This window comes from Nonomuraea sp. NPDC050556 (assembly GCF_044457355.1).
Taxonomy (GTDB): domain Bacteria; phylum Actinomycetota; class Actinomycetes; order Streptosporangiales; family Streptosporangiaceae; genus Nonomuraea.
On record NZ_JBITGU010000003.1, the window covers coordinates 1,407,760 to 1,428,556 of the forward strand.

Sequence of the window (20,797 nt, forward strand, 5' to 3'; positions counted from 1 at the left end):
CGCCGTGAGGGCGGCCCGCACGGGTTGGGCTACGGGAGGAACTTCACCACGGCGTTGAGGTTGCCGAGGTACTGGCCCGGCGGCGTCTTGAAGCCGGTCAGCGACTCCACCGCCTGCGTCCACCCTGGGCCGACGTAGAAGGGCCACACCATCGGCCCGATCCCGCCTTCCAGCGGCCGCGGCGTCAGCACCCCCGGCAGGAACTCGGCGAGCTTGTAGGTGCCCACCAGCTGCTCGGTCGGCTCCTTGCCGTCGGAGGAGATGTTGAAATACACCCCATCCAGGCGAAGCCAGAAATTCTCCGCCGTAATCGTCTTGCCGGTCTTCTCGTTGATCATCCGGATTCCGCCGGGATAGTACACGCCCCTGCACGGGTCGATATGATCCTGCTGCCAGCCAATAGGCATATAAAGCCCGGCATTGCCCCTTTTGACGCGAACCGGGGCGATGGCTTCGAGCTTGATGCCGTTGGAGTTGAGCTGCTTGACGATGTCCGGCCCGAAGTCGAAGTCGGCGTGACCCCAGGGACCGAAGTACGGCAGGTTGAAGCACTCGCCGGGAAACGGCGTCGTGGTCTTCGCGTTCGCGGAGGGCGTCGAGATGAACAGGGCGGGAGCGATCACGATGACCGCCGCCGCTATGGCTCGCCGAATACGCATGCCATTCCTTATGTCGGGAAATTGGCCGTCTATGCGGCCAAAAGGCGTTTGACAGCCAGTTGGTGCCCGAAGGTCAAAGTTGCCAATCGCCGGAAATCGTCAAAGATTACTCTCCGTAATCGTTGTTATGCCCTGAAGGACGTCGTTATGAAGGGCTTCGGGGGCGCGCATCGACGGGTCGCCGTAGCCGCCGCCTCCGCCGGACTCGCAGCGCAGCGTGTCGCCCCGCCGTACCCGCAACGCGTTGACCTTGAGCAGGGAACGTTCGTGGTTGAGGAGCACCCGCGGCGGGGCGCCGGGGGAGCCGCCCGCCAGGCCCCAAGCCGGGGTCACCGAGCGTTCGAACCACAGCGACAGGTCCGTGTCGCCACAGATCTCGTACTCCCTGATCACGCCGTTCCCGCCGCGCCACTGGCCGGCGCCGCCGGAGTCGGGCCGCATCTCGTAGCGGGTCACGCGCACCGGGAAGAGCGTCTCCAGCACCTCGATCGGCATGTCGCGCAACGCCCCGTTGACGTTGTTGATCAGGCAGGTCTCGCCGTCGCCGCCGTCCCACGCGCCCCACCCGCCGACGGTCGCCTCCTGGGAGACATAGAGCTTGCCGGTCCTGGGGTCGGTCCCGGCGAACTGCACGATCAGCGAGTCGCCGTAGGAAGCGGCGGCCGCCCGAGAGGGAACCACCGGCGCCAGCGCCTTCACCACCAGGTCGATGATCAGGCCGAGGTGCGAGTAGTAGTACTGGCAGGCGGCGGGGGACTCGGCCGCCAGCATGGAGCCGGGCCGCGTCGAGACCGTCAGCGGGCGGAACGAACCGCCGTTGAGCGGAACGTCCGCGCTCAGCAGGAGCTTGTAGGCCACCCTGGCGGCCGCCACGGCCTGCGCCGCGCCGCAGTTGACCGGTCCTGTCGTCTGGTCGGCGCAGTCGGTGAGGTCGACGGACACCGACGAACCGGACACGGTCACGGTGACGTTCACCGGCAGCGGCGTGTCCAGGTCGATGCCGTCGTTGTCGAGATAGCCGCCCGCCCGGTAGACCCCGTCGGGAACGGCGGCCAGGGCCTCACGCTCCAGCCGCTCGGTCTGGGCGAAGATCTCGTCGCGCGCCGCCGTCACCGTGTCGACGCCCCACCGGGAGACGATCTCGGTGAGCCGCCGCTGCCCGGTCATCGCGCAGGCCACCTGCGCCCGCAGGTCGCCGAGTGTGGCGTGCGGGAACCGGACGTTGCGCGCGATCACCTCGTGCAGGTCCGCGCACGGCGAACCGGCCGCGTAGACGCGGACCGGGCCGAGCCGCAGCCCCTCCTGGAAGATCGACGTGGAGTCCATCGACCCGCCAGGATCCTTGGAGCCGACGTCGAGCCAGTGCGCGCGGGAGGCGGCGAACCCGGCCAGCGCGCCGTCCACGAAGATCGGGCCGTAGACGGTGACGTCGTTGAGGTGGGTGCCGCCGATGTAGGAGTCGTTGAGCACCCACACGTCGCCCTCCTCCCACACGGACGCGCCGTACAGCTCCTCGGTGAACCGGGTGCACACCTCCAGGTTGCCCAGGAAGATCGGCAGCCCGGACGACTGGCCGAGCACCTGGTGCTCCCGGTCGAGGAGCGCGACGGCGCAGTCCTTCGCCTCGTAGATCACCGGGGTGTAGGAGGACCTGATCAGCGTCGTGTTCATGTCCTCGGCCGCCTGCAGCAGCGCGCAGCGGATGATCTCTGTGGTCACCGGGTCGATCATGCGTCCACCTTGATGATGAGGAAGCCGTTGCCGTCCACCCTGGCCAGGCAGCCGGGCGGGATCACCGTCGTCGCGGTCTCCTCGACCACGATCGCGGGCCCGGCCAGTTCCTCGACCGCGCTCCGCCGTACGACGGGGGTGGGGTGCGCGACCCCGTCGAAGATCACATCTCGTACGGCACGCGGCCCGTCCTGAGGTTCCGAGGAAAGCGCCGGGCCTTTGACGAAGGAGCCGAAGCCGGTTGTGCGGAGCGCCACGAGCTCCACCGGCGCCTCAGGGGTGGCGTGGCCGTACCGGGAGGTGTGCGCCTCAGCCAGGTCGGCGGCCAGCCGCTCCAGGGAGAGCGCCGGGCCGGCCGGGATGGTGAGGGTGAAGTCCTGGCCCTCGTAACGCATGTCCACCGCGTGCTCCACCCGCCGCCGGTCCACGGGCACCCCCTGGGCGGCGAGCGCCTCGAGAGCCTCGGACTCCATGAGGGCGAGCCTGGCGGACAGGTCCTCGGGAACCAGGTCGGCGCCCGACACGAAGTACGGCTGCGCCAGGTCCCGCCGCACGTCGGCTTCGAGCATGCCCCAAGCCGAGAACGCGCCGGGGAAGCGCGGCACGACCACCTCGCCGATGCCCAGCTCGCGGGCGATGAACACGGCGTGCATCGCCCCCGCCCCGCCGAACGCGACCAGCGCGAACTCCCTCGGCTCCACCCCGTGCTCGACGGTGAGCGTGCGGATCGCCTGCGCCATCTTCGCGTTCGCGACGTCGCAGATGCCCTGGGCCAGGGCCTCGGTCTCCATGCCGAGCTCGGCCGCGAGAGACGAGACCGCGTCGAAGGCCGCGGGGACGTCGAGGGTCATCAGGCCCCCCGCGAACCACGTCGGGTCCACCCGGCCCAGCACCACGTTGGCGTCGGTGACCGTCGGCCGCGTGCCGCCCCTGCCGTAGCAGGCGGGTCCCGGCACGGCTCCTGCCGAGGTCGGCCCGACGCGCAGCGCGCCCGCCTCGGCGTACGCCAGGGAGCCGCCGCCCGCGCCGATGGTGTGCAGGTTGACGATCGGCATCAGCACGGGGAAGCCCTCGACGTGCGCCTCGGCCGAGACGTCCGCCCGGCCGCCGACCACGAGCGACACGTCGAAGGACGTGCCGCCCATGTCCATGCAGATCACGTTCTCCCTGCCGAGCAGGCGGGCTGCCGCGACGCCGCCCATGGTGCCGCCGACCGGGCCGGACAGGAGGGTCTGCAGGGGGCGGCGGCGCGCGTAGGAGGCGTTGACCAGGCCGCCGGAGGACTGCATGACGTGCACGGGGACCGTCAGGCCGCGGGCGGCGAAGCGCTCCTCGACGCGGGACAGGTAGTCGCGGACGACCGGGCCGGTGTAGGCCTCCAGGACGGCCGAGGAGGTGCGCTCGTACTCGCGCCACTCCCTGGCGACCTCGTGGGAGAGCACGACGAGGACGTCGTCGCCGAGGATCTCGCGCACCCTGACCTCGTGCGCGGGGTTGACGTAGGAGAACAGCAGGCAGACGGCGATCGCGTCGAACCCCTCGTCCTTGGCGCGCTTGGCTGCATGCCGTACGGCGTCCTCGTCGAGCGGGGTCAGCTCGGCGCCCTGCCAGTCGAGCCTGCCCGGCACCTCCATGACGTCGGAGCGGGGGACGAGGGGGACGGGTTTGCGGTAACGCAGGTCGAACATGCGGTCGCGGTTGCCGCGGGCGATGAGGTAGACGTCCCTGGCGCCCTGGCTGGTGAGCAGGAGCACTTTCGCGCCCTTGCGCTCCAGGAGGGCGTTGAGTCCCTGGGTGGTGCCGTGCACGAAGAAGGAGATGTCAGCGGGGGTGCCGACGACCCTGGCGAGGGCGTTGAACACGCCCTCGGCCAGGTCGCCGGGGGTGGTGGGGGCCTTCGACGCCGTGACGGCCCCGCTCGCCTCGTCGTAGCAGACGACGTCGGTGAAGGTGCCGCCGATGTCCATGGCGACGCGATATGTCATGAAAGGACGGTACGCGCTTAGAAGGACCCTGTTGTGGCGCCTCCTGAGCCGGTTGCGGGGGTGGTCACCGAGCTGTTGGCGCCCGGTTGCCAGGCGTCGGCGGTGTCGGGGAAGTTGGCCTCCTGGCGCTTGACGCACTTCCACTCGATCGTGGTGCTGGGTGGCAGGTTGGTGATCGTTCCCGTCCAGGTGGGGTACGCCGAGGGCGACAGTTTCACGGCGCTCGCCACGGACCAGTTGCCGAGTTGCGGTGCGCTGCCGACCGCGTACACGGATTGTCCGGTCGTGGTGGTGCCGTTGGCGCAGGAGAAGGTGACCGAGACCGGGGCCTGGCCGAGGGTGAACACGAAGGTCTTGGCCGAGGACACGGCCAGCGAAGCGGACTTGGCCACGATCATCCCGCCGCCCGCGTTGTACCAGCCGCTGCCCGCCGCGTCGAAGGCCGCCTTGTTCGCGTACTGCGTCAGAGCGGTCCCGTTCAGCGAAACGGAAGACGCCTGCGAGTCCGCGACCAGCTCCACCACGTTCTGCCGCGACGAAGGCGCCCCCGTGTACGTCCCGCTGGACGCCGCCACCGTGACGGTCTCGGTGGAGCCCGACAGTTGCTGGCTCAGCGCGGTGGTCCGTACGGCGCCGCCCTGGTAGCCCGTGGACGCTCCATCATCCTCAGAAAGCGTGAAATTCGAGGATGCAGGAGATGCGTAGACCCGCGCGATCAGCTCGTTGCGCGTCGTGGCGTCGGTGCGCTTGCCCATCACGTTCATGGTCTTGTCGTCCACGAACATCTTGGGAATGATCGCCCCCGCCCGCGCGAAGGCGGGCAGCCGGAACGTGCCGTTCACCCACAGCGGCCGGTCGTTGAACCACTGCCCGGTGCTGGTCAGCTTCTCCCCGGAGAAGTAGTCGTACCAGGTCCCCGACGGCAGGTACATGTTGCGCTTGCGCTCGGACGCGCCCGCGACCACCCCCACCAGCAGGTCCTTGCCGATCAGCTTCTCGTGTCCCATCTCACGCACGTTCGCGTCGTTCTGGTAGTAGTACGCCAGGGGCGGCACGACCGGCTCGCCGGTGCTGTAGGCGCGGTGCGCCAGCGAGTAGTAGTAGGGCGTCAGCTCGTACCGCTGCCGGAGGTTCGCCAGGTTGCTGGCGACATTTCCGATCTTGTCGGGAGAGGTCTGCGCGCAGTTGCACAGGTTCTCCGTGTGCGGCCTGATCGGCACCTCGAACCACGACCCGTTGGCGAACCACTGGGTGTAGAGCTCGTCCAGGTCGGAGTTGAGCATCTCGCGGCGGAAGCCGCCGATGTCGGAGCCGTAGTAGTCGATGCCGGACATCGACATGTGCATCTGCGCGTTCTGCTGCTGCGCCAGCGCGGTCAGCTTGGAGCCGATGTCGGCCGACCACATGGCCACGCCGTACCTCTGCATGCCGCCCGCGCCCGAGCGGGCCAGCATGAACGGCCGTTTGGTGCCGGTGGAGTAGCCGCGGGCGATGCTCTCGGCCCACTTGAGGTTGTAGACGTTGTGGTAGTCGGCGTGCGCGTGCTTGCCGGGCAGGACGCCGGAGGTCCAGTCGGACGCGTCGTACATCTCCGGCTCGCCCAGATCGAGCCAGTGACCCAGGATGCCCTGGTTGGCGAGCGGCTGGCGCTTGAGCGTGTGCCAGTAGTCGCCCGCCGCGTCCTGCGTCCAGTCGATCATGCCGCCGCGCCCCCACCAGTCGTTGGTGGTGAGGTAGGTGGGGGTGCACGACGAGCAGCCGGCGCGCACCAGGTAGCCGCGCGAGGCCATGTCGGCGTGTTCCGGGTTGTTCTTGCCGATGTACGACTCCTCGATCGTCATCAGCCCGACGCCATCGTTCGCGCTATACGACGAAATTTTCGACGATGCGCTAGGAAATGCGGTGGTGTCCCAACTTAAGGCGCCCATCCGGGTGTTGTCGGATCCGGCCGTCACGCCGCCGAACCAGTTGAGGTCCATGACGAACCCGTCCACCGGGAACTTCGCCGTCCGCAGCCCGCTCAGCCGGTTGTCGACCTCGGCCCAGTTGTCGTAGCCGAACTCCGACACCCACATGCCGAACGCCTTCTTCGGCGGCACCGGCGGCCTGCCGGTCAGCTCCATGTAGTCCTTGCGCAGGTCGGGCAGGTCAGGCCCGGTCATCGTGTACCACCGCACCTGGTCACCCCAGGTGTCGACGGTCCACGGATCGCCGGTCATGTTCCATTCCTGCTTGTAGACCTGGTCGAGGAACAGCCCGTAGTTGAGGTTCGACGCGCCGACCGCGAACAGCACCGGGATCTGCGCGTTGCCGACCGGCCCGTTGTCGGTGTCGTACGCCATGGCGTTGCCGTAATTGCCGCCAGGGGTACGGCTGCGCCCGACGAGGTCGCCGTCGGAGCTGCCGCCCATGTAGAACTGCTCGCCCAGCCCGTAGGCGTTCTGGATCGAGCCCTTGGTGATCGTCAGGCCCTTCCACGCGGCGGCGAGGTTGCGCGGGCAGGCCTCGTACAGCAGCCGTGTCGGGTCGTAGACCTTCGCGCACAGGTTGGCCGCCACCTCGACCTTCATCGCGGCCGTGGTCAGCGTGTTGCCGGTCTGGTTGAAGCTCGACGGCCCGGTGTAGTTGGTCTTGGCCACCTGGGTCGTGGTGAACACCGGCGAGCCCGTCCCCGGGCTCGTGCCGTTGGCCAGCTCGAAATGCACCAGGTCGTCGTCGAGGAACTCCACGATGAGGTAGGCGGAGCCGCTGGTGAACTGCACCCGCTGCACCGCCGCCTGCGCGGGCAGCGCGACGAGCAGCGGCAGTAGCAGGGTGGTCAGCATGAACAGGATGCGTCTCATGGCCGTGCCACCACCAGGTTGTCGAGGTTGACCCCGCCGGCCCCATAGGTGATCTTTACAGTATGCCCGCCCGCAGTCAGGCTGGGGGACAGCGACGCTGTCCCCCAGGTGTCCCAGTTGCCGGTGGAGGGCATCGACAGCGTGCCCACGGAGACCCCGTCCACCTGGACGGTCGCCGACGCGGCCGTGGCGACGCCGTTGGCGTAGCGGAACTTGAGCGCGTGCGTTCCCGCCGCGTCCGCCTTGACCTGGAAGGTCACCGCGTCGCCGCTCGCCGAGAAGCCGTCCACGAACCCCGTCCCGGTGTAGCCGGGGTGGTCGGTGTTGGTCGATGTCCCGGTGCCGGTGGCGAACTCGGCCTCGTAGGCGGCCTTGTCCACCCCGTTCAGCGTGACCGTCCCGGACGAGGCGCGCTTGACGTAGGTGAGCTGCTGCACCGGGTCCCACCACCAGCCCTCGGACGCCGCCTTGAGGTCGGCGAGCGTGGCCCGCGCGGTCGCCCCGGTCACCGACGTGGGTTTGGTCGACGCCACCTGCAGGGTGCTCGTCGTGGTCAGCGTCGGTACGGTCACCGTAACGGTGTGCGCGCCCCAGTTCTCCGCCGAGGAGATCGTCCGGTTCAGCCCGGCCGAGTCCTCGAAATAGGAGTACGAGGTGGACCCCGCCGGATAGATCCGGAAGGCGAGGTTGGTGTAGGTGGTGACGCTGTTGCCGATCTCGCCGCCGAGCTGGTAGTCGGCGTTGAGGTTCAGCGGGATGATCGCCCCCGGCTTGGCGTACACCGGGATCGTGTCCAGGCCCGCGTTGTAGGTCTTGGTGACCGGGCCGGTGACGCGCCCGCCGTTCCACAGGTCGAACCACTCACCGGCGGGCAGGTAGACGCTCTTCGACGTCGCGCCCTGCGTGGTGATCGGCGCCACCAGGAGCTGCGAGCCGAACTGGTACTGCTGGTCCAGCGACGCGGCCGTCGCGTCGCCGGGGAAGGCGAAGCTCATCGCCCGCATCATCGGCACGCCCGTCGCCGAGCTGGCCTTGGCCTCGGTGTACAGGTACGGGATGAGGTTCATCCGCACGTTGGCGAACTTGCGGAACGTCGGCACCACGCTCGTGTCGCCGCTGCGCGCCTGCACGTTCCACGGCGTGCGCGCCTCCGAGGTGCCCGGGTTCGACTTCTCCGAGTGGTACTGCATGATCGGCGAGAACGTCGCCTGCGCCGCAGAGCGCAGGTACAGCTCGGCGCTGGGGAACGTGCCGGTGAACCCGGCCAGGTCCCACGCCGTGTACGGCACGCCGGACTGCCCGGCGCTGAGCTGCGCCCGCACGGCCTCCTGGAAGGCGGAGAAGCTGGAGTTCTGGTCGCCCGCCCAGAAGATCGAGTAGTTCTGCGCCCCCGACGTCCCGGCCCTGCTGAAGATGGTGTTCTGCGCGTTCTTGCTCTTGACGTAGGTGTTGTACGCCGAGGTGTAGGCGTTCGGGTAGGCGTTGTGCATCTCGTCGCCCTTGCGGCCGTCGGCGAACGTCACGTTCCTGCCGAAGATCGCCTCGCTGCCGTCGGTCTTGAAGCCGTCGACGCCGATGTCGAAGAGGTAGTCGCGCTTGCTCATCCACCAGCTCGTCGCGGCCGCGTTGGTGAAGTCGGGCACCGCCGAGTCGCCGAACCACTGCCCAGTCGGGATCTTGTAGCCGGGCACCACGTAGCCCTGCGACTGCGCGTACGACTTGTCGTTGAGGTGCTGCTGCGGGGGAGTGGAGGGGTTGGTGTCGAAGTTCTCCTTGAGCACCGGGATCTGCCAGAGGATCATCTTGATCCCCTTGCTGTGCGCGTCGGAGATCATGGACTGCGGGTTCTGCCACGCCGTACCGGCTGGGAAGGTCAGATCGGAGTAGGCGAGCTTGCCGCTGCCCGGTTTGGCGGTGTACGTCGCGCCGTGCCAGACGTAGAAGGTGGCCTCGTCGCTCCACTGCTCCAGCACCATCGCGGTGTGCGGGATCTTGTTGGTGACCGTGTTGTTCAGCTCGGCGGCGACCTCGGCCTGGGTGTTCCACTCGTTGGCCGACATCCACACGCCGAACGCCCACTTGGGCGGCAGTTGCGGGCGGCCGGTGACGGCCGTGTAGTCGTCCACGATCTTCGTCGGGGTCCCGGCGAAGAAGTGGTAGTCGAGCGTGGAGTTCAGCGCGCCGCTGGTGTCGACGGAGAAGCCGGCCAGGTCGCTCAGGTGGGTGTTGAGGTTGAAGATCGCGTAGCGGGTGCTCGGGATGTAGACGCCGTAGCCCGCCGAGTTGAGGAAGAACGGCACGCTCAGGTACGTCCTGCGGGTCGTGCCCTGGTCGCGGTACTGGTTGTAGACGTAGTTGTGCACGTCGGTGCCGCGCTGGTCGAGCCGGTCGTAACGCTCGCCGAAGCCCTCGAACCGCTCACCCGTCGGGGAGAGGAAGTGGTCCTCGATCTTGGTGACCGTGGTGGCGCCGTCGCTGGCCCAGCCGATGTTCCTGAACGTCGCCGGGTCGTACTGGCGGGTGATCAGCGTGGCGCCGTCGCCCTTGTAGACCGACAGGCGGTAGGGGGTTTTCTGGATCTTCAGGACGAGTGAGCTGGTGGAGATCGTCAGCGTGCCCGCCGAGTCGGTCACCGTGTATCCGGACACTCCGGAAATATTGAGACCCGACCCGCTCGGGGCGATCTGGGTGCGGAAGCGGTCCAGGGCGGGGAAGGCGAAGCGGATCTTCGGCGTGAAGCTTCCCGCGCTGTCACCGGTCGTGACATCTACCGACGTGGTGTTGTTCGTGACGCCGGTCACGTTGGTGACCGTGCTCCACGACGTCACCGTGAAGGCGAACGGGCCGGTGCTCTTCTGGCCGCCGCCGTTCACGTCCGCGTTGACCGTGTAGGAGATCTTGTCGCCCCTGGCGAACGTGCCCAGGTTGATCTTCCAGTAGCTGTTGTTGCCGGTGTTGTGGTCCCAGGCGGCGCCGATCGGGGTCTGGTTCACCCCGTTCTTGGTCCAGGTGACCCAGACGGTCTGACCCGACTCGATCGGCCAGGTCGTGGCGTTGATCTGGACGGCGTCCCCGGCCATCGGGTCGCGCGGCGCGCGCTCGGTGGGCTCGGTGGAGTAGAGCTCGTCGATGCCGGTGGGGTTGTGGAAGACGCCGTCCAGCGCGTACGCCGGGGCATGGACCAGGGAGGCCAGCAGGACGATCACCGCGACGATGACGCCCGACCGTAACCGCTTCACGTGCTCCTCTTTCTACGCGGAGAAGATGTGGGACAGCTGAGGCCAGTGCGCTTTTTTGCAGAGCACGGGTGGCCGTTCGATGGGGGCGGGCAGAGTGACAAGCCCGCTGTGGTGGGTTTCGCCGGTCCAGACGTCGACCCACTCGCCCTCGGGCAGGTAGGCCGCGGTTTCCTGGACGCCTGGCTCGGTGACGGGGACGACGAGCAACGCGTCGCCGAGCTTGTACTGCAGCGGGTGGTCCCAGACGGCGCTGTCGTGGGGGTGGTCGAAGAACAGGCCGCGCATCAGGGGCGCGCCGCCGTTGATCGCTTTGCGGGCTTCCTGCTGGAGGTACGGCACGAGCCGCTCACGCACCTTGGCGAAGTGCCGAAATATCGGGATAACGGTGGCGTCGCCGGTCTGGTCGGCGATGTTCCACGGCGTACGGTCCCTGAGCGGCTTGCGGTGGTGGTTGAACTCCGAGTGGTACTGCATGATCGGCATGAACGCGCTGGTCCCCGCCGCTCGCAGGTAGAGCTCGGCGCCGGGGATGTCGCCGGAGAACCCGGCCAGGTCCCAGCCCCAGTAGACGATGCCGCAGGCGCTCGCCGTGATGCCCGCCCTGATCGAGGAGCGGAACGCCTCCCACGTCGAGTCCTCGTCGCCCGCCCAGAACGCGCCGTGCGGCTGCGACCCGGCGAACCCGGCCCTGCTGAAGGTCACCGGCGCCTTGCCCGCTTGGCGCAGGAGGTCCCCGAAGGCCCGCGCGTAGTGCACGGGGAACAGGCCGTTGCCGTCCGCGCCCCTGCGCCCGTCGGCGTACCTGAGGTCGTGGCCCCAGGCGTGCTCGCCGCCGTCGGTCTTGAACCCGTCGACGCCGACCTCCTCGACCAGGTAGCGGCGCTTGGCCGTCCACCAGTCGCGCACCTCCTGGCTGGACAGGTCGGGCATGAGCGCCAGCGGGAACCACCAGCCCCTGTTGCGGTACGGCCGGCCGTCCGCCTCCCTGACGCCCTTGTCGAGGATCTGCCTGGTGTCGATCGCCGCCTGGTGCTTGGGGTGGGGGCGCATCTTCTGCAGCGGGATCTGCCAGAGCAGCACCTTGATGTCACGTTCGTGCAGCTCGTCCACCATGCCCTTGGGGTCCGGCCACGGGCCGTCCTGCGGGAAGGTGTAGTCGCTCAGCCTGTGCGGGGTTTCCGACGCTTCGTACTGTGCGCCACGGAACGCGGTGAACGTCGTTTCATCGCTCCATGCCTCGATGACGAGCGCGCCGACCGGGATGTCGTGCTCGCGGTGGGCGTCCATCTCATGCATGACGCGGTCCTGGGTGTTCCACTCGTTGCCGCTGGCCCACAGGCGGAACACCCAGCCGGGCAGCTCGGTCGGGCGGCCGACGTCGGTGAGGAAGGCGTCGAGGATCTGCGCCGGGGTGCCCTCGTAGATCTGGACGGTCAGGTCGTCGCCCTCGGCCTCGATGACCAGGTCGTCGCCGACGTCGTACCAGCTCCTGCGTGAGGTCACCAGATGGAACCCCCATGACCGCTCACCGCCGACCACGATGGCGAACGGCATGGGGAGGTAGGTGCGGCCGTGCACGCCCTGGGACTTGTACTGCTCGAACACGACGGCGTCGAGCGTCCTGCCGCGCTGGTCGACGGCGTCGAACCGCTCCCCGAACCCGACGACGTGCTCGCCGGGCTGGAGCTTCAGCGCGAACCTCCCCCGCACCACCCCGTCCCCATCAGCCAGCCACCGCACACTGCCCGGCACCAGACGGTCGTGGCCACTGCTGACGCTCAGCTTCCCGCCACTGTCGCTCCACCTCGCCGCCGTCACGTCGAACCATTTGGTGGTACGGCTCGCGCCGCCCGCCTGCGTCTCGCGGAACCGGTAGGCGTAGCGGTGGCCCGCCCGGAGCGGGGGAGTGGTGACCTTCCAGGAGCCTTCCGCCGCCCTGGCAGCCCGCGCCTGCGCGGCGGCAAGGTGCCCACCGTCGATCGCCCCCTCGCCACTTGGCGTCGTGGCGTCCTCCGCGCCCACCACGTCGCCGACAACGTCGCCCGGCTCTTCGCCCGCGCGGTGGGCCGCGTTGACCAGGGCGAGGTCGAGCGGCTCGGCGTCGTCCACCTTCCACTCGCACACGACGGCCGTCACCTTGGCGGACGCGCGCACTCTGAGCTCCACCGGCTCCCCGTCCAGCGGCGTGACCGGGACCCGCTGGTCCTCGGACTCCGCGTAAGGGTGGCCTGAGCCGTACGGACGATGGGTGATCATGCGCGGACCTCCAGCGCGTCTGCCAGCATCAGGTACATCCCGTGTGACCACAGCAGCGGCGAGGCCACGGAACCCCACCGCTCCACCCACTCCTCGAACCGCCCGGGCGCGAGCAGCACGTCGGACACCTGCTCGGGCAGCTCACCGGCCGCGTCGGCCTGCGCGGCCATCCAGTCCAGATACCGCAGCGCCTCCTCCCGCCGCCCGGCGGCCGCGTGGTTGAGCCCGAGAAACCCGGACAGCAGGACCCACCGCCCGCCGCCGTAGAAGGTGTCGGCGAGGTACCTGTAAACCCCGCCACCGTTGGCAAGCTCCCGCTCCACCTGCGCGACCGTCGCCACAGCCACCGGGTGCTCAGGGGGATAGAGACCGAAGGGATAGACGCAGGCAAGCAGCGAAGCGTCCACGGCATCCCCACCGAGCAACTCCGAGTCCGCCCCAACCCCAAACGCAGGCGGATCCCCAAGCGCTGCCTCCGCCAAGGCCCCGGCCCCCGTCCCGTCCCCGGAGCTCGTGATGAGGGGGTCGGGCTCTGTCAGAGAGGCGGGGTGGGTGTTTGCCGGGGTGGCGAGCCACTTGCGCAGGTGGCCTGCCTTCGCGATGCCCTGCTCCGCGACCAGCGCCGCGATGCCCTCGACCGCCTCTGCCGCCGCCCGTTCGTCGTCCTCGGCGAGGAAGCCGGTCCCGAGGGCGGCGCGCAGGCCTGCGTGGATCGCGCCCAGGGTGGACACGTGGCGCTGCCCGACGTGCTCCTCCCACCAGTCGTAACAAGGCCGGTCCCAGAACCACGACAGGTAACGCGCGGCCACCCGCACCGCCTCACCAGCACCGGGTACGGTCACCCCGTGCCGCCCGGTGTGCTCGGCCAGCGCCCACAACCACGTGCCGTAACCGTCGAGCTGGTGGTCCCACCACTCGTCGGTCCCCTCGCCGCCGTCGAGGGTGAACCGGGTGGGCAGCATCTCGGCGTTGGACACCGGCCCCCCACGAACGGCCCGCCGTACCAGGTCGTCGACCTGCGCGGCGCGAGCGCTGATCACCCGCGCGCACCAGGCATGGAACTCGGTCACCTGCCCGGTGAACCCGGTGCGGCTCATGCCCTCGGCGATGAACGCACCGTCCCGCAGCCAGGCATAACCGCGATAGGCGGAAAAAGTAGGACTTGCTGGATAGGCCCCCGAGGGCGACTGGTGCGTGCTGATCACATCGACACTGCGTGACACGAGCCGAGCCCGCGCCAGGTCGCTTCCTACGATCACTTGGTCAGTTCTCCTGATACTTCCGTCTCGACCCATCCCACTCCTGAACACCCCCAAGAGGTGCCTCCCCGAGAGGCCCCGCGAAGGCGGGTCGCCCCTAGGGAGGCCCGTCCCTGCGAGGGAGGCTCGCCTTTTGGGGAGGCCCCCGCGAGGGAGGCACCCGCGAGGCCCGCCCCTCGAGGGGGGGCTCGCCCTCGTGAGGGAGGCCCGCCCCCCGGGGGAGGCCCGCCCCCGAGGGAGGCTCGCCCTCGTGAGGGAGGCCCGCCCCCGAGGGAGGCCCGCCCCCGAGGGAGGCCCGCCCCGCGAGGGAGGCCCGCTCCCGCGAAGGCGGGTCGCCCCCGCGAGGGAGGCCCCCGCGAGGGAGGCCCCCGCGAGGGAGGCCCCCGCGAGGGAGGCCCCCGCGAGGGAGGCCCCCCGTGAGGGAGGCTCGCCCTGTGAGGGAGGCTCGTCCTGTGAGGGAGGCCCGCCCCCGTGAGGGAGGCTCGCCCCTCCCTCAGGGAGGGGTGTCCCCCGGGGAGGGGTAGTCCGTGAGGGGGATTAGCTCTTCTTTGGGGTTGTCTTCTGTGGGGATGGGGCTGTGAGGGGTGGGTCAGCCGAGCAGGGCGTCGACCTTGGCGGCGGCGGCCTTGAGCGCGTCCTCCACCGAGGTACGGCCCGCCGCCGCATTACCCAGCTCCTGGGTCACCGCGTCCTGCATCTCCTGCTGCCGCTTGATCACCGGCGGCAGCGCGATCGACTTGAGCGAGTCGAACACCGCCTGCCGGTTGGCGGGCTTCGGGTCCTTCAGGTATCCGGCCAGCACCGACTGGTCGGACACCGGCGGCAACTCCCACGACGACTCGATCCGCGTCGTCGCGGCGACGCCGGACGAGGCGAGGAACTTGGCCCAGGCGTACGCCTCCTTGCCGTGCTTGGTCGAGGTGGAGGCGGCCACCGAGTTGTGGAACACCGCGCTGGCCTTCGCCGCGTCACCAGGCTCGACGACGACGTCCCACTCGAACGGCACGTCCTTCAGCCCGGCGAACTGCCAGATGCCGTTGTGCCACATCGCGAGCTTGCCCGACTTGAAGAGGTTGGTGTCGTAGTCGGCGGTCCCGCCGATCTCCGCCTCCGTCGGCATGGTCTTGCCGACCTTGGACACCAGCCAGTTCGCCGCCTTGATCCCGGCGGGGGAGTTGAACGTGGACTTCTTGCCGTCGGCCGACAGGAACTCCCCGCCCGCCTGCTTGAGCGTCTTGTAGAACTCGAAGAACTGCACCGGCTGGAAGTCGCCGTAGACCTTGGCCTTCTTGTCGGTCAGCTTCGCGGCTGCCGCCTGCTCCTCTGCCCACGTCCAGTCGGCGGTGGGCGCGTCGACCCCGGCCTTCTTGAACAGGTCCTTGTTGTAGAAGAGCACGACCGTGGAGAAGGAGGCGGGCAGGCCGAACTGCTTGCCCTCGTGCTTGAAGGCGTTCAGCGACTCCTCGGCGAACCCGGTCGGCGCCGCGTCCCCGGCCACCGTACCCAGGTCGAGCAGGGAGCCGGCGCTGGCGTAGGTGACGAAGTTCTCGTAGTTGAGCTCGAAGGTGTCCGGCGCGGTGCCGCCCGCGATGCTGGTCTGCAGCTTGGTGAAGTACTGGTCGTAGGGGGCGGTCTCGACGACCACGTCCACCTTCGGGTTCTCCTTCTCGAACGCCGCCACGATCTTGTCCAGATCCTTGGTGTGGTCGGGCGCGGCGGAGAAGGTGAAGTAGCGCAGCGTCACCTTGCCGCCCTCCGCGGTGGAGGTGTCCTTGGTGGCCGAGCCCTGCGAGCAGGCGGTGGCTAGGACGGCGACAGCCAGGAGGGCGAGGGTCTTCTTCATGGCGAACTCCGGTTATTTGAGCCCGGACTGGGCGACTGACGCGATGACGTGCTTCTGGGCGAACAGGTAGAGGATGAGGATCGGCACGACGCTGACCACGGAACCGGCCATGACGACGTTCCACTCGGTGGTGAAGCGGCCGTGCAGCTCGGCCAGGCCGAGCGGCAGGGTGAAGAACTCGGGCGAGCGCAGGATGACGAGCGGCCACAGGTAGCTGTTCCACGACGCCATGAACCCGAAGATCGCGAACGTGGCCAGCGCGGGCCTGATGAGCGGCACCACAATGAAGGCAAAAATCCGGAAATGTCCGGCGCCGTCCAGCACGGCCGCCTCGTCGAACTCGCGCGGCACCTGCTGGATCGCCTGGCGCAGCAGGAAGACGCCGAACGCGGAGGCGACCGTCGGGGCCAGCACCGCGAAGTAGGTGTCGGTCAGCGTGAACGTGCGCATCTCGATGAACAGCGGCACGATGAGCACCTGCAGCGGCACCATCAGCGTCGCCAGGTAGACGGCGAACAGCGCGCCCCGGCCGGGGAAGGGCAGGCGGGCGAAGGCGTAGGCGGCCATCGCGCTGGTCACGAGCTGCAGCACCGTGGACACGACGCCGATCCAGACGCTGTTGGCCAGGATCCGCCAGAACGGCATGGCCTGCAGGAGCTTGCCGTACGCGTCGAAGTTCGCGCCGTCGGGGGTGAAGTCGGGCGGGGAGGCCAGGACGGACCCGCCCGGGGTGATCGAGGTGATCACCGCCCAGGCGAACGGGAACAACATCACCAGCGCGCCCGTGACCACCAGCAGGTATTTCAGCGCCTTACCCATAGTTCACCCACCTGCGCTGGACCCTGACCTGGACGAGCGTGACGAGCAGGACGATGACGAACAGCAGCCACGAGAGCGCGGAGGCCGCACCGGCTCTGCCGTACTGGAAGGTCATCTTGTAGACCTCCTCGACGGCGACCTGGGTGGCGCCGCCGGGGCCGCCGCCGGTCATGACGTGCACCTGGTCGAACACCTGGAAGCCGTTGATCAGCGAGATCACCACCACGAAGAAGGTCGACGGGGACAGCAGGGGGAGGGTGATGCGCCTGAACCGCTGCCAGGGGGAGGCACCGTCGACCGTGGCGGCCTCGTGGTACTCGCGGGGGATCGCCTGCAGGCCGGCCAGCAGGATGATCATGACGAAGCCGAGGTCCTTCCAGGCGCTGGCCAGGATGATGGACGGCATCGCCCAGTCCGGATCGGTCCACCAGCCAGGGCCGTCGACGCCGACGAGGGAGAGGGCCCAGTTGACGATGCCGCTGGCGGGGTTGAGCAGCCATTTCCACATGAGGGCCACGACGACCCAGCTGGTGATCACCGGGAGGAAGTAGACGGCGCGGAACAGGTTGCGGCCCTTCATGGCCCGGTTGAGCAACATCGCCAGGCCCAGGCCGCCCGCGTAGACGAGGGGGAGGTATCCGGCGATGAAGTAGAGCGTGTGCAGGAAGGCGGCTCTGGTCTCGGGGTCGCCGAGCAACTCGCCGTAGTTGGCGAGGCCTACCCAGCGCATGGGCTGCAGCAGGTCCCAGTCGTGGAGGCTCACCCAGAGGGAGCCGATCATGGGGATGAGGGTGAACAGGGTGAGGGGGACGAGGCTGGGCAGCAGGAAGACCGCCACAGTCCCCGCATAACGCCACCGCTGCCCGCCCGTCCGCCCCACCCTGCCATGCTTCGCGCCGACCGCGCCCTTAGGCGCCCTTCCGGACGTGGTGCCGAATGCATTCCCAGGGGAGGGACTGGGCGCTCTTTCGGGCGAGGTGCTGGGCGCACCTCCGGGGGTGGGACCGGGGGTCGTGTCGGGCGCGGCATCGGGTGCGTTGCCGGTCTGCGCATCCCCGGTGAGCTTTCCGGCGCCGGGTCGGCGGGGTGTGACTTCGGTGGAGGTCGGCGCTGTTGTACGGCGAGCAGTCGCGGCGTCGCCCCGAGCGGCAGGGCTGGTGACCGCGTCGCCCCGCTCGGCAGGGCTGGCGACCGTGTCGTCCCGGTCGACCGGGTGGGTCATGGGGTTGCTCCGATCAGCCGGGCGCGGACCAGGCGCCCCTGCTCACCAGCAGCCCCAGCGGCGTCGAACGGCGTCGCCAGCACGAGCGCCGCCGCCCCTTGAGCCCAGCTCGTCTCGTCCCAGCTCTCCACCTCGATCGAGATGTCCCGACGCCCAGGCATGAGCTGCGCCCGCACCGCCCGGTCGAACCCCGGCTGCCAGAACGGCCACTGCGCCACCCCCTCCCCGAGCACCACCACCACCTCGGGATCCACCACGTTGACGAGCCCGGCAGTGGCCCGCCCCAGGATCGCCCCCGCCTCGGCGAACACCTCCTGAGCCACCCGGTCCCCGGCCGCCGCCGCCCTGCCCAGCGCGTCCACGGCCCTGACCTCGGAGACCCGCGGCCCGGAGGGGAGTCCCTTGGCCGAGGCCGCGGCAAGCAGCCCCGCCGACCCCACGAACGCCTCCAGACACCCCCGCGACCCGCACCCGCACAAGGGCCCGTCCTCGGCGACCGGGACATGGCCGAACTCACCGGCCCCACCCCGAGCCCCCCGATAAACCCGCCCGTCCGCGACCAGAGCCGCCCCGACACCCCGCCCGATGGTCAGCACCAGGAAGTCGCGGTGTGTCCGCCCCCGCCCGTACAACCGCTCGGCAGCGGCCAGCGCGTTGACGTCGTTCTCCACCAGCACCGGCAGGTTGAGCCGCCGCCGCAACCGCTCGCCGACCGGCATCGCCTGCCAGCCCAGCGTGGGCGCGTTCACCGTCCCCACCGCCTGGTCGTCCACGCTGCCTGGGACGCCGATCCCGACGCCCAGCAACGCGGGCCCCTCCTCCAGCGCCGCCAGGGTCGTCTCCACGGCGAGCGCCAGCGAGTCGAGCGCGTCCGGCGAAGAAGGGTCGAACGCCAGCTCCCACGACCCCAGCACGTGCCCGTCGAGCCGCACGTCGACGATCACCAGGTGATCGGCCGTGACCTTGACCCCGAGCGCCCGTCCCGCCCCGCCGATCAGGCCGAGCCGCTGCGCGGGACGCCCCCCGCGCGACGGCTTGAGGTCGAGCTCCTCGAGCATGCCGGAGCCGAGCAGCTCGCGGGTGAGCTGCGTGACGGAGGCCGGGCTGAGATCCAGCTCGCGGGCGATTTCCGTGCGGCTGAGCGGTCCGACCGTGCCCAGGAGGGCGAGGATCGCCGTCCTGGTCAGATCGCCGCGATCAGTGCCTGCCATACAGGGACCGGACTTTCTTCGGTAATAAAGTTAGTGGTGAAAATATGAAGTCGGACATGTTCCGTTGTCAAGAGTCCGAAACCGTAACGAAACCTGGAGTAGCATCCGGCGCGTGCGACTCACGCTGACTGCCGCGGTTGTCCTGCTCGCCGTACCGGCCCCCGCTCAGGCGGCCACGGGCCAGGTGGTCGGCAACGGCACCGCCGCGAGCTGCACCTCGGAGGCCGTCGTCAGAGCCGTCGCCAGGGGCGGTGTGATCACGTTCGCCTGCGGCCCCACGCCGGTCACCATCGTCATGAAGGCCACCGCCAAGGTGCGCAACACCAGCGCCCGCGTCGTGCTCGACGGTGGCGGCAAGGTGACGCTCAGCGGCGCGGGCAAGCGCCGCGTCCTGTACATGAACACCTGCGACAAGGCCCAGGTCTGGACCACCGACCACTGCGTCGACCAGGCCCAGCCGCAGCTCACCGTGAAGAACCTGACCTTCGCCGACGGCTACGTCGCCGACGGTGAGGGCGGCGGGGCGATCTTCGTGCGCGGCGGCAGGCTGACCGTGGCCGGCACGCGCTTCGTGCGCAACCGCTGCCAGCCCACCGGCCCGGACGCGGGCGGCGCCGCGCTACGCGTGCTCGACCAGTACCACGACCTGCCGGTGACCGTACAGAAGAGCACCTTCACCGGCGGCAGTTGCGCGAACGGCGGCGCGCTGAGCAGCATCGGCGTGTCCTGGGACATCCGCGACAGCGTCTTCACCGGCAACCGCGCGATCGGCAGGGGCGCCAACCCGCCGCGCCAGGGAACGCCGGGCGGCGGGAACGGCGGAGCGCTCTACTTCGACGGCAACACCTTCACGGTACGGATCACCGGCTCGCTGCTGCGCAACAACCGCGCCAACGAAGGCGGTGGGGCGATGTTGTTCGTCAGCAACGACAGGACGGGCACCCTGGCGATCGAAGACTCCAAGCTGCTGCGCAATCCCAGCCTGGGCTTCGAGACGAAGGGGTACCCGGGCATCTTCTACATCGGCTCGGGCAAGCCGCGGATCAGCCACTCGACCCTGCGTTAGCGATCGCCAGGATCAGCGCCTCCACCTGGACGTCGAAGACCTGCTGCGTGGTCACCGCGGCGAGCTCGGCGCTCAGCCTGGTGATCCTGGGGAAGCGCACCGGGTCGACCGTACGGTATTCCCTGGTCCACGACCCCTCGTCGCCCGCCCGGATCTCCGGGTCGTAGAGCGCGTAGGCCGCGTGCTGGCCCACGTGCGCCAGCATCGCGTCGCCCCACGCCCGGTAGTGGACGGCGGCGGCCGCGCCGTCCAGCCCTGCCTCGGCGATCGCGCCCAGGATCAGCTCGACGATCCTGAACTCGTTGGGCCGCCGCGTCGTCCTGCTGAGCGTCCCGGCCGCCACGGCCGGATATTTCAGCGCCACCCGGAACGACTCCCTGGCCAGCGCGCGCAGCCGGTCCTGCCAGGACAGGCCGTCGGGAACGCCGTCGAGCACCTCGCCGTACGCCCGGTCGGCCACCGACAGCACGAGCTCGTCCTTGTCGCGGAAGTGCCGGTAGATCGCCGTCGGGTCGGCGCCGAGTTCCTCGCCCAGCCGCCGCACGGTGAAGGCGTCGGCACTGCCGCGCGCGGCCAGCCGCAGGCTCGCGTCGATGATCGCCTCCTGGCTGAGCTGGCTGCCAGAGCGCTTCGTCCGCACAGTTGTCTTCGCCATGATCCACAC

Annotated in this window: 13 protein-coding genes and 1 pseudogene; 1 reads left to right on the forward strand and 13 read right to left on the reverse strand. The window is 69.3% G+C overall.

What is annotated here, in order from left to right:
* Positions 1–29 precede the first annotated feature (29 nt).
* From ACIBG8_RS35560 to ACIBG8_RS35615, 12 genes and pseudogenes are all read right to left on the reverse strand, one after another.
* Positions 30–659 (reverse strand): hypothetical protein, encoded by a 630-nt coding sequence (locus ACIBG8_RS35560; protein WP_397347488.1) that lies wholly within the window; start codon positions 657–659, stop codon positions 30–32.
* 99 nt (positions 660–758) lie between these two features.
* On the reverse strand, positions 759–2,390 hold the full coding sequence (locus ACIBG8_RS35565) for a hydantoinase B/oxoprolinase family protein (RefSeq protein ID WP_397347489.1): 1,632 nt from the start codon (positions 2,388–2,390) through the stop codon (positions 759–761).
* Positions 2,387–4,375: a hydantoinase/oxoprolinase family protein gene (locus ACIBG8_RS35570; RefSeq protein WP_397347490.1), complete on the reverse strand. Its 1,989-nt coding sequence runs from the start codon at positions 4,373–4,375 to the stop codon at positions 2,387–2,389. Before ACIBG8_RS35570 ends, ACIBG8_RS35565 begins: the two co-directional genes overlap by 4 nt.
* Before the next feature lie 17 nt (positions 4,376–4,392).
* Positions 4,393–7,218, reverse strand: coding sequence for a TIM-barrel domain-containing protein (locus ACIBG8_RS35575; protein WP_397347491.1), 2,826 nt, complete (start codon positions 7,216–7,218; stop codon positions 4,393–4,395).
* Positions 7,215–10,457: a TIM-barrel domain-containing protein gene (locus ACIBG8_RS35580; RefSeq protein ID WP_397347493.1), complete on the reverse strand. Its 3,243-nt coding sequence runs from the start codon at positions 10,455–10,457 to the stop codon at positions 7,215–7,217. The genes ACIBG8_RS35575 and ACIBG8_RS35580 overlap by 4 nt, the downstream gene beginning before the upstream one ends.
* Positions 10,458–10,469: 12 nt before the next feature.
* Positions 10,470–12,713: a TIM-barrel domain-containing protein gene (locus tag ACIBG8_RS35585; RefSeq protein WP_397347494.1), complete on the reverse strand. Its 2,244-nt coding sequence runs from the start codon at positions 12,711–12,713 to the stop codon at positions 10,470–10,472.
* Entirely contained in the window at positions 12,710–13,972 is a 1,263-nt protein-coding gene (locus ACIBG8_RS35590) for a glycoside hydrolase family 15 protein (protein WP_397347496.1), read from the reverse strand. The genes ACIBG8_RS35585 and ACIBG8_RS35590 overlap by 4 nt, the downstream gene beginning before the upstream one ends.
* A 345-nt stretch (positions 13,973–14,317) precedes the next feature.
* Positions 14,318–14,374, reverse strand: a pseudogene (locus ACIBG8_RS35595) (hypothetical protein); the annotation flags it as partial.
* A gap of 187 nt (positions 14,375–14,561) precedes the next feature.
* Entirely contained in the window at positions 14,562–15,815 is a 1,254-nt protein-coding gene (locus ACIBG8_RS35600; RefSeq protein WP_397347497.1) for an ABC transporter substrate-binding protein, read from the reverse strand.
* A gap of 12 nt (positions 15,816–15,827) precedes the next feature.
* Positions 15,828–16,634, reverse strand: a complete 807-nt coding sequence (locus ACIBG8_RS35605; RefSeq protein WP_397347498.1) for a carbohydrate ABC transporter permease — start codon at positions 16,632–16,634, stop codon at positions 15,828–15,830.
* Positions 16,627–17,514, reverse strand: coding sequence for a carbohydrate ABC transporter permease (locus ACIBG8_RS35610; protein WP_397347499.1), 888 nt, complete (start codon positions 17,512–17,514; stop codon positions 16,627–16,629). The genes ACIBG8_RS35605 and ACIBG8_RS35610 overlap by 8 nt, the downstream gene beginning before the upstream one ends.
* Positions 17,515–17,852: 338 nt before the next feature.
* Entirely contained in the window at positions 17,853–19,067 is a 1,215-nt protein-coding gene (locus ACIBG8_RS35615; RefSeq protein ID WP_397347500.1) for an ROK family protein, read from the reverse strand.
* A 112-nt stretch (positions 19,068–19,179) separates the two neighbouring features.
* Here ACIBG8_RS35615 and ACIBG8_RS35620 point away from each other — a divergent pair, with 112 nt between their 5' ends.
* A complete protein-coding gene (locus ACIBG8_RS35620) occupies positions 19,180–20,133 on the forward strand; it encodes a hypothetical protein (RefSeq protein WP_397347501.1) in 954 nt (317 codons plus the stop codon).
* Here the strand turns inward: ACIBG8_RS35620 and ACIBG8_RS35625 are convergent.
* Positions 20,111–20,788 (reverse strand): TetR/AcrR family transcriptional regulator, encoded by a 678-nt coding sequence (locus ACIBG8_RS35625; RefSeq protein WP_397347502.1) that lies wholly within the window; start codon positions 20,786–20,788, stop codon positions 20,111–20,113. The genes ACIBG8_RS35620 and ACIBG8_RS35625 overlap by 23 nt on opposite strands.
* Between the last annotated feature and the right edge of the window lie 9 nt (positions 20,789–20,797).

What these genes read in the sequence shown, in the direction of transcription:
- ACIBG8_RS35565 (WP_397347489.1), bottom strand. Translation starts at nt 2,390, where the DNA reads ATGATCGACCCGGTGACCACAGAGATCATCCGCTGCGCGCTGCTGCAG.
- ACIBG8_RS35585 (WP_397347494.1), bottom strand. Translation starts at nt 12,713, where the DNA reads ATGATCACCCATCGTCCGTACGGCTCAGGCCACCCTTACGCGGAGTCC.
- ACIBG8_RS35570 (WP_397347490.1), bottom strand. Translation starts at nt 4,375, where the DNA reads ATGACATATCGCGTCGCCATGGACATCGGCGGCACCTTCACCGACGTC.
- ACIBG8_RS35575 (WP_397347491.1), bottom strand. Translation starts at nt 7,218, where the DNA reads ATGAGACGCATCCTGTTCATGCTGACCACCCTGCTACTGCCGCTGCTC.
- ACIBG8_RS35560 (WP_397347488.1), bottom strand. Translation starts at nt 659, where the DNA reads ATGCGTATTCGGCGAGCCATAGCGGCGGCGGTCATCGTGATCGCTCCC.
- ACIBG8_RS35600 (WP_397347497.1), bottom strand. Translation starts at nt 15,815, where the DNA reads ATGAAGAAGACCCTCGCCCTCCTGGCTGTCGCCGTCCTAGCCACCGCC.
- ACIBG8_RS35605 (WP_397347498.1), bottom strand. Translation starts at nt 16,634, where the DNA reads ATGGGTAAGGCGCTGAAATACCTGCTGGTGGTCACGGGCGCGCTGGTG.
- ACIBG8_RS35615 (WP_397347500.1), bottom strand. Translation starts at nt 19,067, where the DNA reads ATGGCAGGCACTGATCGCGGCGATCTGACCAGGACGGCGATCCTCGCC.
- ACIBG8_RS35625 (WP_397347502.1), bottom strand. Translation starts at nt 20,788, where the DNA reads ATGGCGAAGACAACTGTGCGGACGAAGCGCTCTGGCAGCCAGCTCAGC.